The sequence below is a fragment of the Arthrobacter sp. JUb115 genome, from assembly GCF_004365035.1.
Classification (GTDB): domain Bacteria; phylum Actinomycetota; class Actinomycetes; order Actinomycetales; family Micrococcaceae; genus Glutamicibacter.
This window is the reverse complement of sequence record NZ_SOBS01000002.1, coordinates 1-13,246: the sequence shown is the minus strand read 5'-3', so window position 1 is coordinate 13,246 and position 13,246 is coordinate 1. Positions and strand designations below refer to the sequence as shown.

Below are 13,246 nucleotides of genomic sequence, written 5' to 3'. Positions count from 1 at the left end.
ACGCGTTGCCTAACGAGTTAGGACTTCGTCATCTGGAGACATGAAAAGCTCCTCTTCGAGCGCCTTTTGCAGTCGCACAAGGAAACATTGAGCAATCATTACGTCAGGAAGCAGGGGGCTTGTCACCACGCCTGCCCCCGTGCTAGCCAGCTTCTGCTGGAAGAATCCGTCGGCGAGCAGCGAGCTGAGCACGAGCACTGGACGCGCGGCAGCATTTCCCACGACGTCAGCGATCCGCGGCTGGGCCCCTGCGCAGTAGCCCACCTGCACTTCGCGCTCCAATAGGACAGCGAGCTGCTCGGCGAGATTCTTGACCTGGTTTTGGCCGACTTCCAATCTCGTGCCCGCCGCCGCCAAGACAACGAGCGGGTCGTTGGCCAGGTGCCCTGCGGCGCGTTGCGCCAGGACTTGGGCCAGCTCCGGCAGCGGACCCAATGGCAGGGCGGCGGAGGTTCCCGCGCGCGAGGCGACCGCCTGCGCAATGTCGTGCGTCGTATGAACGCCGTCGGAGACCAGCAGCGGCAAGACCACTGCCGGCTCGCCTTCAGGCAAACCGGCGATAACCGTTTCAAGCCGGGGCTCTTGGACATCCACATAGGCTTCGTGCCAGACAAGCTGCACCGGGAATCGCTCTTCGCTCCGCCGTTCCAGGTCGGCACGCAGATCATGGATTAGTTGCTGCCCGTTGGCGTTGTCCGTGCCGTGGGATGTTGCGACAACATGTATCTTCTGCTGGGTCGCTTGACTCATGAATTGATCCTCACCGATGTTGTTGGGCGCCTATTTGGCGCTGCGCACTAGCTTGTGGTTGGCGGCCTGCGCCTGCGGGCGGATGACAATTTCATCCAGATTCACGTGGGCCGGGGCGCTGACCGCATAGCGGATGACTTCGGCAACGTCTTCACCGGTCAAGGGATTCTCCACACCGGCGTAGACGTTGTCGGCGGCGCTCTGGCTTCCCAGGCGACGGAGCGCGAACTCTTCTGTCTGCACCAGGCCGGGCAGGATCTCGATTACCCGCAGCCCGTTCTCGACTTCTTCCAGTCGAAGCGCCTGGGTCATGGCACGTTCAGCGGCCTTTGCCGCGTTGTAGCCGCTGCCGCCTTCGTAGCTGGCCAGTGCGGCGGTGGAGGTAACGTTCAAGACGGTGCCTCGCGCCTCGCGAAGCTGGGGCAGCAGTGCACGGGTCAAGCGCATGGTTCCCATGACATTGGCTTGCCACATGAAGTCCCAGTTTTCATCGACCGCGTCGGCCCAGGTTTCGGTTCCACGCGCACCGCCGGCGCAATTGACCAGCGTATCTGCGCCGCCTTGCGCGGTGACCGTTTCTACCAGTGCGTCGACATCTGCCTGCACGCTGACATCTGCTGGCACCGCGATCGCACCGCATTCAGCGGCGAGCTTTTCCAAGCGGTCGGCCCGGCGGGCTACTGCGAAGACGGTCCATCCTTGTGCGCGCAACGCATGGACTGTTGCCTGGCCGATTCCGCTGGAAGCTCCGGTAACAACGGCCGAACGGGAAGAAGTCTTATCTGTAATTGTCATACGTCAACTGTAGAACCAGATCATTACCAGTTGGTAAGGCATGAATTTCTCTTACATTTCATGCGGCAAGATTTTCTTCCGGGCCAGGGCCTGGAATCCAGGGCGGCGAGCGTCGGCGGTGCCGCCAGGGCCATGGCCGATGCTGTCCCGCCTGCGCCTACTGCGCGGCGGCAACGTGCAGCTGGCGCGGCTGCCGGAGGAATGCAATCGGAGGGAATATCTTGCGTAAGCGGAGCCATGCAGGAATGCGCCAACGCCAGACGGCGCTGCTATGCCCGGGTGCACCGTGCCGCTGGTGCGGGCGACAAGGCGATTCGGCGTTCGCGGCAGGACGGCTGAGCCAAGGGCCGCCGGTCCGGCACAGGCTTTTGATCCAGCTGGTCCCGGCTGTACAGCGGCGTGGTGCAAGCCATGGGCAACAATGACTGTGCGCCGGGCAAAACATGGAAGAATAGACGTATGGCAGAAGAAAACTTGGGCACAGACACGCCCGCAACGGTTTCCGTTCCTGACAAGCCCGCTTTGGAAGGCTTGGAAGAACGTCTTTCGTCCCGGTGGCGCACCGAGGGCACCTATCACTTCAATGAGGACACGACTCGCGAAGCCGTGTACTCCATCGACACTCCCCCGCCAACCGCTTCGGGTTCGCTGCACGTAGGACACATGTTCTCGTACACGCAGACCGACGTGTTGGCTCGCTACCAGCGCATGATCGGCAAGAACGTGTTCTACCCACTTGGTTGGGATGACAACGGCTTGCCTACCGAGCGCCGCGTGCAGAACTACTTCGGCGTCCGTTGCGACCCGACCAAGCCGTACATCGAGGGCTACCGTCCACCGGAAAAGCCTGCGAAGAACCAGCGCGACTGGGATGTCATCAGCCGCAAGAACTTCATCGAGATCTGTGAAGAGCTGGCGGTCGAAGACGAAAAGGTCTTCGAGCAGCTGTTCACCACCCTGGGCCTTTCGGTGGACTGGCGCATGACCTACCGCACGATCGACGACAATTCGCGTGCAACTTCGCAGCGCGCCTTCCTGGACAACCTGGCAAAGGGCGACGCCTACATGGCTGAAGCTCCAACCCTGTGGGACGTGACCTTCCGTACCGCAGTGGCCCAGGCCGAACTCGAAGACCGGGAAATGCCCGGCGCCTACTACCGTTATGCATTCGACGCTGAAAACGGCGAGCAGGTCTTCATCGAGACCACCCGCCCGGAACTGCTCGCTGCTTGCGCCGCGCTAGTGGCCCACCCGGATGACGAGCGCTACCAGCACTTGTTCGGCAAGACCGTGACCTCGCCGATCTTCGGAGTTCCCGTCACCGTCCACCCGCACCCATTGGCCCAGGCCGACAAGGGTTCTGGCATTGCCATGGTGTGCACGTTTGGCGACTTGACCGACGTGACCTGGTGGCGCGAACTGCAGCTGCCAACCCGTCCGATCATTGGACGCGACGGCCGCATCCTTGCAGACACCCCCGAGTGGATCACCACCGAGGCCGGCAAGGAAGCGTACGCCCAGATTTCGGCAAAGACCGTGTTCTCCGCCAAGGAAACCGTCGTCGAGATGCTTTCCGACGCGGGCCTGCTTGATGGCGAGCCGAAGAAGATTTCCCGTCCGGTGAACTTCTTCGAAAAGGGCGACAAGCCGCTGGAAATCGTGACCTCGCGCCAGTGGTACATCCGCAACGGCGGCCGTGATGAAGAACGCCGCAACCAGATGATCGCACGCGGCCAGGAAATTGATTTCCACCCGTCGTTCATGCGCTCGCGCTACGAAAACTGGGTTTCGGGCCTGAACGGCGACTGGCTCGTTTCCCGCCAGCGCTTCTTCGGCGTACCAGTGCCAGTGTGGTACCAGGTCAACGAGCACGGCGAACCGAACTACGATGCGCCGCTGTTGCCGACCATCGACCAGCTTCCGGTTGACCCGGCAGCAGACGCGCCGACCGGCTACACCGAGGACCAGCGCGGCTCCGCTAACGGCTTCATTGGCGATGCCGATGTCCTGGACACCTGGGCAACCAGCTCGCTGACCCCGCAAATCGCTGGCCGTTGGGGCCGTGACGACGAGTTCTTCTCGAAGGTCTACCCCTTCGACCTGCGCCCGCAGGGCCACGACATCATCCGTACTTGGCTGTTCTCCACCGCGGTTCGCGCAGATTCCCTGCACGGCAACGCTCCGTGGAAGCACGCTGCGATTTCGGGCTGGATCCTGGATCCGGACCGCAAGAAGATGTCCAAGTCCAAGGGCAACGTGGTTGTACCTAACGAAGTCCTGGATAAGTTCGGCGCGGACGCCGTACGCTACTGGGCGGCCAGTGCCAAGCTGGGTGCCGATACCGCGTATGAAATCAACCAGATGAAGATCGGCCGCCGCCTGGCCATCAAGATCCTCAACGCCTCGAAGTTCGTGCTGAACTTGGGCGCGACCGACGCCAACGTCCTGACCGATGACGCTTCGGTAGTCACCAACGGGCTGGATCGTTCGCTGCTCGCTCGCCTGTCGACCGTTATTGAAGAGGCCCAGCGCGCTTTCGACAACTACGACTATGCTCGCGCGCTGGATATCACCGAGTCGTTCTTCTGGTCGTTCACCGACGACTACGTCGAATTGGTCAAGGACCGCGCCTACGGCGGCCACGGCGAAGCCGAGCAGGCGTCGGTTCTGGCTACCCTGGCCACCACCCTTGATTCCGTGCTGCGGCTCTTCGCGCCGTTCCTGCCATTCGCTACCGAAGAGGTTTGGGGTTGGTGGCGCACCGGGTCGGTGCACCTGACCCAGTGGCCAAGCACCGGGCACTTGTCCGCTGCAGTGGAGGGCTCCGACCCGGCGGTACTGCCACTGGTTGGCGTCGCTCTCTCGGGCATCCGCAAGGCCAAGTCCGATGCGAAGGTCAAGCAGCGTACCGAAGTGCTCTCGGGCGAGATCCACGCTCCAGCGTCTCAGGTTGCGCAGCTCAAGGCAGGATTCGAGGACTTGAAGTCCGCGGCGAACGCCCGTGAGCTGACCCTGGTTAAAGCCGACGGTGAAATGACTGTCACCAACGTTGAATTGGCTCCGGCTGAAGAAACCGAATAGCAGTTGAACCAGAAAAACCGGTTGCCATCCCGTCATCGGGACGGCAACCGGTTTTGCTATTTCTGCCCTTGCTCCTCCCCCGCATCGGGGTCATCCGTTTCGGGTGGAGACTGGACGGTTTTCTCCATGGGCCGAGCCGCGCGTCGACGTTCGTCGGTGAAGTGTTCCAGTTGGTCTTCCGCGCTGGACTCAAGACGATGCTTCTGGACCGGGCCTTCTGACCCGGCAGCTGGCGAATTTCCGTCGGTCATCTTCTCTTCCCATCTACTTGCAGCCAGCAGCTGGATCCCCATCGATGTCCAGCTGCTGGGCTATTAGTGCTTAGTTCTGTGCGCTCTGGTATGCCTGCTGGATCACCGAGCCCCAGTACGGTCCGAACATGGTGTCGCGCACCGAGCTGTAGCCGAAGCTGTTCACAGAGTTCTGGTAGCCGTTAGATCCACTCCCCAGGAACCATGGGCCACCGGACGAGCCGCCGGTCATGTTGCATGGAATGCCTTGGGACTGGGACTGGCCAAACGGATCGTCGCTGGAGTATCCGCTGCACGATTGCAAGGTCTCGCCGTTGAATGGCGAAGCAGCTGGGTAGCCGTAAGCAGTGTAGTACTCTCCGCGCGCCTGGTTGAAGGCGACCCCCGAAGCGCCAACAGCATCAGTCAAGGACGCACCACCGCTGGAGCTGACCACGGCGAAGCCTGTGTCATAGGTGATGTCCCCGCCATTTGACCATTCAGTTGGTGCCACCAGCTCGGTCGCTGCGAAGGAACCGTAGGGTGCTTTGCCGTTTTCATAGGCTGGAACGAAGACCCAACGGGTTGCGAATGAACCGGGTCCTTCATTCAGGCAGTGGCCAGCGGTGGAGACCGTCGACTCGTTGGCGGAGACGACAGCGTTGCCAGAGCACACGTAGTCTGATCCGCCGAGAGTGAAGAACACCTTGCCGATGTGCGAAACCGGTGTTTCCTGGGTAGCGCGAGTCTTGCCACCCTTCGTTTGGGCCTGCTTTCCGGCTGCCGCCTGCGCGCCATGACCGGCGACCTTGGCCGGCTTGCCGGCTTCAACCTTGGCAGCCGAACCCGACTTGCCAGCTACGAGTGAATCTGCGTTCTTTGCGGCTTTCATCCGATCCGCGGTCCAGTAGGATACCGCTGCGTCAGCCTTCTGTTCCGAGATCGTGATTGACTCGACGTCGCCACCAGTGGTCGTCGGCGCTGCCGAGGCCATCGGTGCCACGCCGAGCATCAGCGCGCCTGCAAGAACCGCGGCGCTTGCCAGCTTGTGGCGCCCCTTGCCCTTGGATGAATCCGTAATTAGAGAACGAATCTGCACGATTTAACTCCTTGTCCAGTGGCTTCTTTGCCACTATCGATGGGGGTGCTGTTGCACTCGTGGGAAACAGTCAAACACACACTTCAAGCATTTTCTACAGGAATATTTTCCTCCGCCCGCCGCGTCACCGACCTGCAACGGCCACCAAGTTGTGAAGCGAAATAGTTTTGAAACAGATACTTTCAATCGATTCCCCGGCGCCACGACTCCCCTTCGAATGAGCCCGTGCATTTCTGGTGATTTCAAACCAGCCCCTGAATACCAGTGAGCCGAATCACACGCCCAGAGTCCGGCCTTGCCGCGCGAGACCGGAGAAGCGTGTCTGAATATATGAAATAGAAGCTTCGGTAACAGATACTTTCCCGGCTCCGCGATGTCTGCCCTGTAGGAAAAAATATGCATTAATTAGGCTTTAAAATTGGACTTATTCGACACCCAATAGAGCCGGTTGCCGATGCCGACGGCCTACCTCCACGACTTGCCTTGCAATCCGATGACGCCTGCGCACTCTGCAAAGGCAGCTTGAACTGTCCGCCCGCCGCGCGCCGTTGCCCTGGATTGATGAGTCATCATCCGAGCCTAAGAAACGGAGGTTCGAACGACGCACCAATTGGACTGCGGAACCGTCCCTGGCCAATATGAACCGCGTGCTCCGCGATCCGACGAGAAGGTGAAGCACCGGTGCAACGAATGGCGGATGCACAGAATACTGGTCCGGCCCATGCGGATCGGCGCCTTGATGGCGCACCTTCCTCCGTCGGCGGATAGCCAATCGTCCCGTGGATTAGTGGCATCGGAGGGCGAACACCCGGCCCTCCATGCCAAGCGCCTTCACTGATTAAAAACCAAGGACGCTGCCTCGCAATGAGACAACGTCCTTGGAACAGAAAATTCCCGCTTAGTCGAAAACCGGGCTTTCGGTACGAGTGCGCTTCATTTCGAAGAAGTACGGGAAGGATGCGAGCTGCGCCGCAGCGTCAAACATCTTTCCTGCATCTTCCCCAGTTGGAATACGGGTAATGACCGGACCGAAGAAAGCAACGCCATCAACGGCGACGATTGGCGTGCCTACATCCTGCCCCACCAAGTTGATGCCTGCCTCGTGGCTCGAGCGCAGCACGTCATCGTTGGCATCGGTATTCGCAGCTTCAGCGAGTTCCGCCGGCAATCCCGCCTTCTTCAGCGCCTTGGCGATGACTTCATCACGATCTTCGATCTTCTCGTAATGGAATAGTTCACCCATGGCGGTGTACAAGCTGTCCTTGACTCCCTCGCCGTGTTCCTGGGCAGCACGCGTGACCACCCGCACCGGCCCCCATGAGATGTCCATCTTGGCGCGGTAGTCAGCTGGAAGGTCGCGGCCTTCGTTAAGCATCGAGAGGCTCATGACGTTCCAGTTCACGTCGATGTCGCGGACCTTCTCCACTTCCTTGATCCAGCGGCTCGTCGCCCAAGCGAACGGGCAGATTGGATCGAACCAAAAATCTACTTGCTGACGTTCAGCCATGAACTACCAACTTTCTTCCGAAGAGAATTTTTGAATACGGCTAGGCGGACTTCATATCGCGCTTGGCCACCATCGCGTGAGAGAGCAACGTGGGATCTTCACGGTCAATGACGGTTGCCCGAGTAATGACCACCTCGGCAACATCGTCGCGGCTTGGAAGGTCGAACATTACGCCGCCAAGGGTTTCCTCAAGAATCGACCGCAAACCACGCGCGCCGGTCTCACGCGCAATAGCCTGTTCTGCGATTGCTTCCAGTGCCGACTGGTCGAAGCTCAAAGCTACGCCATCCATCTGGAACATCTTCTGGTACTGCTTGAGAAGTGCGTTCTTTGGTTCGGTCAGTACGCGCACTAGCGCGTCCTTATCCAGATGCTCCACCGTGGTGATCACCGGCAGGCGACCAATGAATTCTGGAATCAGGCCGAACTTGAGCAAGTCTTCCGGCCGAACATCCGAGTAGGAAGCGGTCTCCGACTTCAGCGCTTTCAGCGGAGCACCGAAACCGATGCCTTTCTGCCCTGCCCGTGAAGAAATAATTTCTTCCAGTCCGGCAAAGGCGCCGGCAACGATGAACAGGATATTGGTGGTGTCGAGCTGAATGAAATCCTGGTGAGGGTGCTTGCGGCCACCCTGGGGCGGCACCGCAGCGACAGTGCCTTCAAGGATCTTCAGAAGCGCCTGCTGGACGCCTTCACCCGAAACGTCCCGGGTGATCGAAGGGTTCTCGCTCTTGCGGGAAATCTTGTCGATCTCGTCAATATAGATGATGCCGGTCTCGGCCTTCTTGACGTCATAGTCGGCAGCTTGAAGCAGCTTGAGAAGAATATTTTCCACATCTTCACCCACGTAGCCTGCTTCAGTCAGGCTTGTAGCGTCGGCGACAGCGAAAGGAACATTCAGCTTCTTCGCCAGCGACTGCGCCAGGTACGTCTTACCGCATCCGGTAGGACCAATAAGCATGATGTTGGACTTCGAGACTTCCACATCATCCAGCGGGTCATCGTTAGTCAGCGCCGCAACAGGACCGTGGTCCTGGTTGCCGTGGATACGCTTGTAGTGGTTATAGACAGCGACCGAGAGAGCACGCTTGGCGTTCTCCTGGCCGATGACGTATTCCTGCAGCGAGTTGAAGATCTCGCGTGGCTTAGCCAAGGAGAACTCTTCGTGCACCTGCTCTTCGGCGAACTCTTCAGCGATGATTTCGTTGCAGAGTTCGATGCATTCAGTACAAATGTAGACACCATGGCCTGCAATTAGCTTCTTAACCTGCTTCTGGCTCTTCCCGCAGAAAGAGCATTTCAACAGATCCGAGCCTTCACCCATGCGTCCCATCGCACCATTCTCCCGTTTACTTGAGTAGCTGTGGACTTACTCAATTCTAGGCTAGTAGTCCCCCAAATTAGATGAATATGGCGGTTTACCTGTGTTGTGCCGTCTGCCTTTGGACAGACCAGCAACTAGGTAAACCGCCATTCATCATGGATTATTCCAAGTATGCGCTAGCTTCCCAGCTGAGCACGGTTCAGCTTACGAGGAGTCAATACCTCGTCTACGATGCCGTACACCTTGGCTTCGCTAGCAGTCATGAACAAGTCACGCTCCACGTCGCCGCGCACCTTCTCAACGTCCTGGCCGGAGTGGGAGGCAATGGTCTCTTCCAGCCAGCTGCGCATGCGCATAACTTCCTCGGCCTGGATCTGCAGGTCAGTCGCGGTGCCGCGTTCGCCGCCACCCATTGCTGGCTGGTGGATCAATACGCGCGCGTTAGGCAGGGCCAAACGCTTGCCCGGGGTACCAGCTGCGAGCAGTACTGCTGCTGCGGACGCCGCCTGGCCAAGGCACACGGTCTGGACCTCTGGGCGGATGAACTGAATCGTGTCGTAGATTGCAGTCATCGCGGTGAAGGAACCACCTGGCGAATTGATGTACAGGGTAACGTCGCGCTCAGGGTCCATGGATTCCAGGACCAGCAGCTGGGCCATCACGTCATCGGCCGATGCGTCATCAACCTGGGCGCCGAGGAAGATGATGCGATCTTCGAATAGCTTTGCGTATGGGTCCTGGCGCTTGAAGCCGTATGGGGTGCGCTCTTCGAACTGTGGCAGGATGTAGCGGGCCGACGGCATCTGACCGCTAACGGCTTCCGGATTGAAGTTCATGGTTTTCTCCTAGGACAAATCTTTGGGTATCAAGCGATGCGGTGCGACTATTTGTTGTCGTCGCCTACGAAACCGTTGACCGAGCCTGCGTGGGTTGCGATCTGATCGAAGAAGCCGTACTTCAAGCCATCTTCTGCGGTGAACCACTTATCACGCTGGTTGTCGATGAGGATCTGCTCCACGGTCTGACCGGTCTGTTCTGCAGTCAACTCGCTCATGACCTTCTTCATGTGCATGATCAGTTCAGCCTGGATCTTGATATCCGAGGCGGTACCGCCGATGCCGCCCGATGGCTGGTGCATCAGGATGCGGGCGTTCGGCGTAGCGAAACGCTTGCCTGGGGTGCCCGAGGACAGCAGGAACTGGCCCATCGATGCGGCCAGACCGGTTGCTACGGTCACGACGTCATTTGGGATGAAGTTCATGGTGTCGTAGATGGCCATGCCAGCGGTGATCGATCCACCTGGCGAGTTGATGTACAGGTAGATGTCCTTCTCAGGATCCTCTGCCGAGAGCAGCAGCAACTGCGAGCAAATGGCATTCGCATTGTCGTCGCGGACGTCGGAGCCCAGCCAGATGATGCGCTCCTTGAGCAGGCGGTTGTAGATGTAGTCATCACGGCCGGCCGGCTCTGCGGCTGCCATAGTGGGAGTGCGCGAATCATTTGACATGTTCTCTACCTCTTCCAAACGTGTAGATCAGTTTCTGGAATCTCTGTTTCTAATCCCATAGCTACAACTGGTTACTTTGAGATTACTTACTTCAAGCCATTCTTGGGCCGTTTCATGCCCCTGTTTCGCTCACGGCGCATGATGCACGCCCGCAGCGAACAAAAATGGCCATCGGCGGCTTGTTTTGAACAAGCGGCCGATGGCCATCAGAGTTTAGTGAAGACTACTTGGCCTCTTCGGCCTCAACCTCAGCAGCTTCTTCTTCACCGGCTGGCTTGACGAAGGAGGTCAGGTCAACTGCGGCACCGTTGGAATCGGTAACCTTAGCGAACTCGAGAACCTTTGCAAGTGCCTTGCGGCGGCGAACTTCGCCCATGAGCATTGGAACCTGGCCTGCGCCGTCCAGCATCTGTGCAAACTGGTTTGGCTCCATGCCGTACTGGCCTGCGGTCTGAACGATGTAGTCGATCAGCTCGGACTGCTCGACGCCAACTTCTTCAGCATCTGCAACAGCGTCGAGGATGATCTCGTTCTTGAAAGCACGCTCGGTGTTCTCGCGAACCTCTGCGCGGTGCTCTTCGGTGTCGTGGTCTGCTTCAGCGTCTGGTGCGTTGAAGTGCTGCTCGATCTGCTCATCGATAACCGATGCAGGAACAGGAACCTCAACCAGTTCAACCAGCTTGTCCAGAACCAGCTCGCGAGCCTCTACGCCCTGCTCGACAACCTTGCCCTCTGCAGCGTCCTTCGACAGGTTCTCGCGCAGCTCGGCGATGGTGTCGAATTCCGAAGCCAGCTGAGCGAAGTCATCGTTAGCTTCTGGCAGTTCGCGCTGCTTCACAGCGTTGACGACAACCTTGACGGTTGCGGTCTTGCCGGCGTGCTCGCCGCCAGCCAGGGTGGTCTCGAAGGTTGCGTCTTCGCCGGCAGACAGGCCGGTAACAGCCTCGTCCATGCCCTCAAGCATGTTGCCGGAACCGATCTGGTAGGACAGGCCCTGTGCGGAGTCGACTTCTTCGCCTTCTACAGCAGCGGTCAGGTCGATGGTCACGAAGGAGTCTGCAGCTGCTGGAGCTTCAACTTCCTTCAGGGTGCCGAAGCGGCCGCGCAGATCGTCGAGAGCCTTCTCGATGTCCTCGTCAGCAACTTCCTTGGCCTCAACAGAAACTTCGATGCCCTTGTAGTCCGGAAGTTCAACCTTCGGACGTACGTCTACCTCGAGGGTGAAGACCAGCTGGCCTTCGCCTTCCTTTTCGAGGGATGGCAATTCGGTGATGTCTACCTCTGGGCGGGACAGCGGGGTGAGTTCGTTCTCAACCATTGCCTTCTGGTAGTACTCGTTCAGACCTTCGTTGACGGCAGTCTCGATGACATGGCCGCGACCGACGCGCTGGTCGATCATCTTTGCAGGAACTTTGCCCTTGCGGAAGCCTGGGATCTGAATCTGCTGAGCGATGGTCTTGTACGCCTCATCGACGCGGGGCTTCAGTTCCTCGTAAGGAACTTCAACGGTCAGCTTAACCCGGGTCGGGTTGACGTTTTCGACGGCGCTCTTCACAGCGTTGTACTCCTGAGTTGTCTAATATTAGGTCTAATCTGCAAAAAACCCCGCAACATGGTGGCGTTGCGGGGTTGTTCGACAGAGTCGGGGTGACAGGATTCGAACCTGCGACCTCACGCTCCCAAAGCGCGCGCTCTAGCCAAGCTGAGCTACACCCCGATTAGCAGTGAACAGTCTAACCCGAGTTATCCTGTATCCACTAATCGTTTGTGATGCTTACTAGTTACTTTTTACGGTTCTTAGTGATCACGAGATCTAAATTATATTTAGCTCTCAAATTTCACGAGCTGAATCCGAAGATTTTTCACTCGTAAAGTCGGGGTGACAGGATTCGAACCTGCGACCTCACGCTCCCAAAGCGCGCGCTCTAGCCAAGCTGAGCTACACCCCGATTAGCCAGGAAGCCGCATCAAGCGATGCTTTGCTCCAACTAACCGTTTTGCTTGAATACCGAGAATTTTTCAATTTCCGCCACTCACGAGGACTGATCTCTCAGTTCTCAATTCTACGGCTGAATTGCTTCAGCCATAAAGTCGGGGTGACAGGATTCGAACCTGCGACCTCACGCTCCCAAAGCGCGCGCTCTAGCCAAGCTGAGCTACACCCCGGTAAAGTTCAGAAGAAAGCTTGTTTCATCTGGACTAACCGTTTTGCAATCGGTCCGGGAATGTTTTGTTTCCCGTGCTGATCACAAGAAACTAAGTTACACGGGTTCGAACCAAAAGCAAAATCGAGGATTTTGCATGTTGCAGAAAGACATCCGCATGATTTAGCGGTTTTCCTCGTTTCACAAGCCAGAATTTAGCCAAAACTCGCTTTTTCGTGAGTTGAATTACAGGTGGATTTTCGAACGACCGCAACACCAGTGCCGCCGGCCGACTGGAAGACAAGAACCACCCATTCTCCTTTGAAGCATTGACTGGGACCCAGATGCGGCCGATTATTTTTTCCAGGTGTTCAAGCAGCGACTGTTGCTTTGCTCGGCGACCCGGCACATAATCCGTGGCTGCTGGACTGAACCCCGGTCGAAACCAAGCGTCACGCTTGCAAACCTGACGCCATGCCAACAGCTCCCAGGCAGGCGTGAGGAGGGTGCGAGTTTGGCATATTTGAAAGCGGGAAATCGCCAATTCCCGAAGCTGCACCCCGGAACGCGAGGCTCATCGAATCAATTAGCGACGTTCGGCGACGACTCTTCTCCGCCGCTGACGAAGTGAAGGGGCCTGGGAAAAACGCTCCCCGCCGATGCATAAGAATGCGATTTGACGTCCAGGAGCAGAAAAAAATGGAAGCCGCAAACAGGGCTATAGGCAATAAAGTGTGTCTGTGGAATGAACCCCGAAAGTTAGACAGACTTTACGCCACTTTGGACTGAGCATAGCGCACTGGGCTAGT

10 protein-coding genes and 3 tRNA genes are annotated in these 13,246 nt (G+C 58.1%); 1 reads left to right on the top strand and 12 read right to left on the bottom strand.

Annotated elements, in window-relative coordinates; all coding sequences use genetic code 11:
- Positions 1–9: 9 nt before the first annotated feature.
- Positions 10–750: a sirohydrochlorin chelatase gene (locus EDF61_RS03260; protein ID WP_105658469.1), complete on the bottom strand. Its 741-nt coding sequence runs from the start codon at positions 748–750 to the stop codon at positions 10–12.
- A 30-nt stretch (positions 751–780) separates the two neighbouring features.
- Complete coding sequence (locus EDF61_RS03255; RefSeq protein ID WP_133833253.1) at positions 781–1,545, bottom strand: SDR family oxidoreductase; 765 nt, start codon at positions 1,543–1,545, stop codon at positions 781–783.
- Between the two features lie 459 nt (positions 1,546–2,004).
- On the opposite strand from EDF61_RS03255, the gene valS reads away from it, so the two are divergent.
- Entirely contained in the window at positions 2,005–4,626 is a 2,622-nt protein-coding gene (valS, locus tag EDF61_RS03250) for a valine--tRNA ligase (protein ID WP_133833252.1), read from the top strand.
- Positions 4,627–4,682: 56 nt separating this feature from the next.
- Here the strand turns inward: valS and EDF61_RS03245 are convergent, their stop codons facing one another.
- The 10 genes from EDF61_RS03245 to EDF61_RS03200 all read right to left on the bottom strand — a co-directional run bounded on the left by EDF61_RS03245 (position 4,683) and on the right by EDF61_RS03200 (position 12,459).
- Positions 4,683–4,877 (bottom strand): hypothetical protein, encoded by a 195-nt coding sequence (locus EDF61_RS03245; protein ID WP_133833251.1) that lies wholly within the window; start codon positions 4,875–4,877, stop codon positions 4,683–4,685.
- A gap of 70 nt (positions 4,878–4,947) precedes the next feature.
- Complete coding sequence (locus EDF61_RS03240) at positions 4,948–5,955, bottom strand: trypsin-like serine peptidase (RefSeq protein WP_105658466.1); 1,008 nt, start codon at positions 5,953–5,955, stop codon at positions 4,948–4,950.
- Between the two features lie 898 nt (positions 5,956–6,853).
- A complete protein-coding gene (locus EDF61_RS03235; protein ID WP_105658465.1) occupies positions 6,854–7,462 on the bottom strand; it encodes a mycothiol-dependent nitroreductase Rv2466c family protein in 609 nt (202 codons plus the stop codon).
- A gap of 40 nt (positions 7,463–7,502) precedes the next feature.
- Positions 7,503–8,795 carry an ATP-dependent Clp protease ATP-binding subunit ClpX gene (gene clpX / locus EDF61_RS03230; RefSeq protein WP_105658464.1) on the bottom strand — a complete coding sequence of 431 codons (1,293 nt, stop codon included), beginning with the start codon at positions 8,793–8,795 and terminating at the stop codon, positions 7,503–7,505.
- A gap of 167 nt (positions 8,796–8,962) precedes the next feature.
- The gene (locus EDF61_RS03225) at positions 8,963–9,622 is read right to left on the bottom strand and encodes an ATP-dependent Clp protease proteolytic subunit (protein ID WP_105658463.1); all 660 of its coding nucleotides are present in this window, start codon (positions 9,620–9,622) and stop codon (positions 8,963–8,965) included.
- 47 nt (positions 9,623–9,669) lie between these two features.
- A complete protein-coding gene (locus EDF61_RS03220; protein WP_286134321.1) occupies positions 9,670–10,293 on the bottom strand; it encodes an ATP-dependent Clp protease proteolytic subunit in 624 nt (207 codons plus the stop codon).
- A gap of 223 nt (positions 10,294–10,516) precedes the next feature.
- Positions 10,517–11,848, bottom strand: a complete 1,332-nt coding sequence (gene tig / locus EDF61_RS03215) for a trigger factor (protein ID WP_105658461.1) — start codon at positions 11,846–11,848, stop codon at positions 10,517–10,519.
- A gap of 87 nt (positions 11,849–11,935) precedes the next feature.
- Positions 11,936–12,010 (bottom strand) — tRNA-Pro (locus EDF61_RS03210).
- Positions 12,011–12,167: 157 nt separating this feature from the next.
- Positions 12,168–12,242: transfer RNA gene (locus EDF61_RS03205), tRNA-Pro, on the bottom strand.
- Positions 12,243–12,384: 142 nt separating this feature from the next.
- Positions 12,385–12,459: transfer RNA gene (locus EDF61_RS03200), tRNA-Pro, on the bottom strand.
- Between the last annotated feature and the right edge of the window lie 787 nt (positions 12,460–13,246).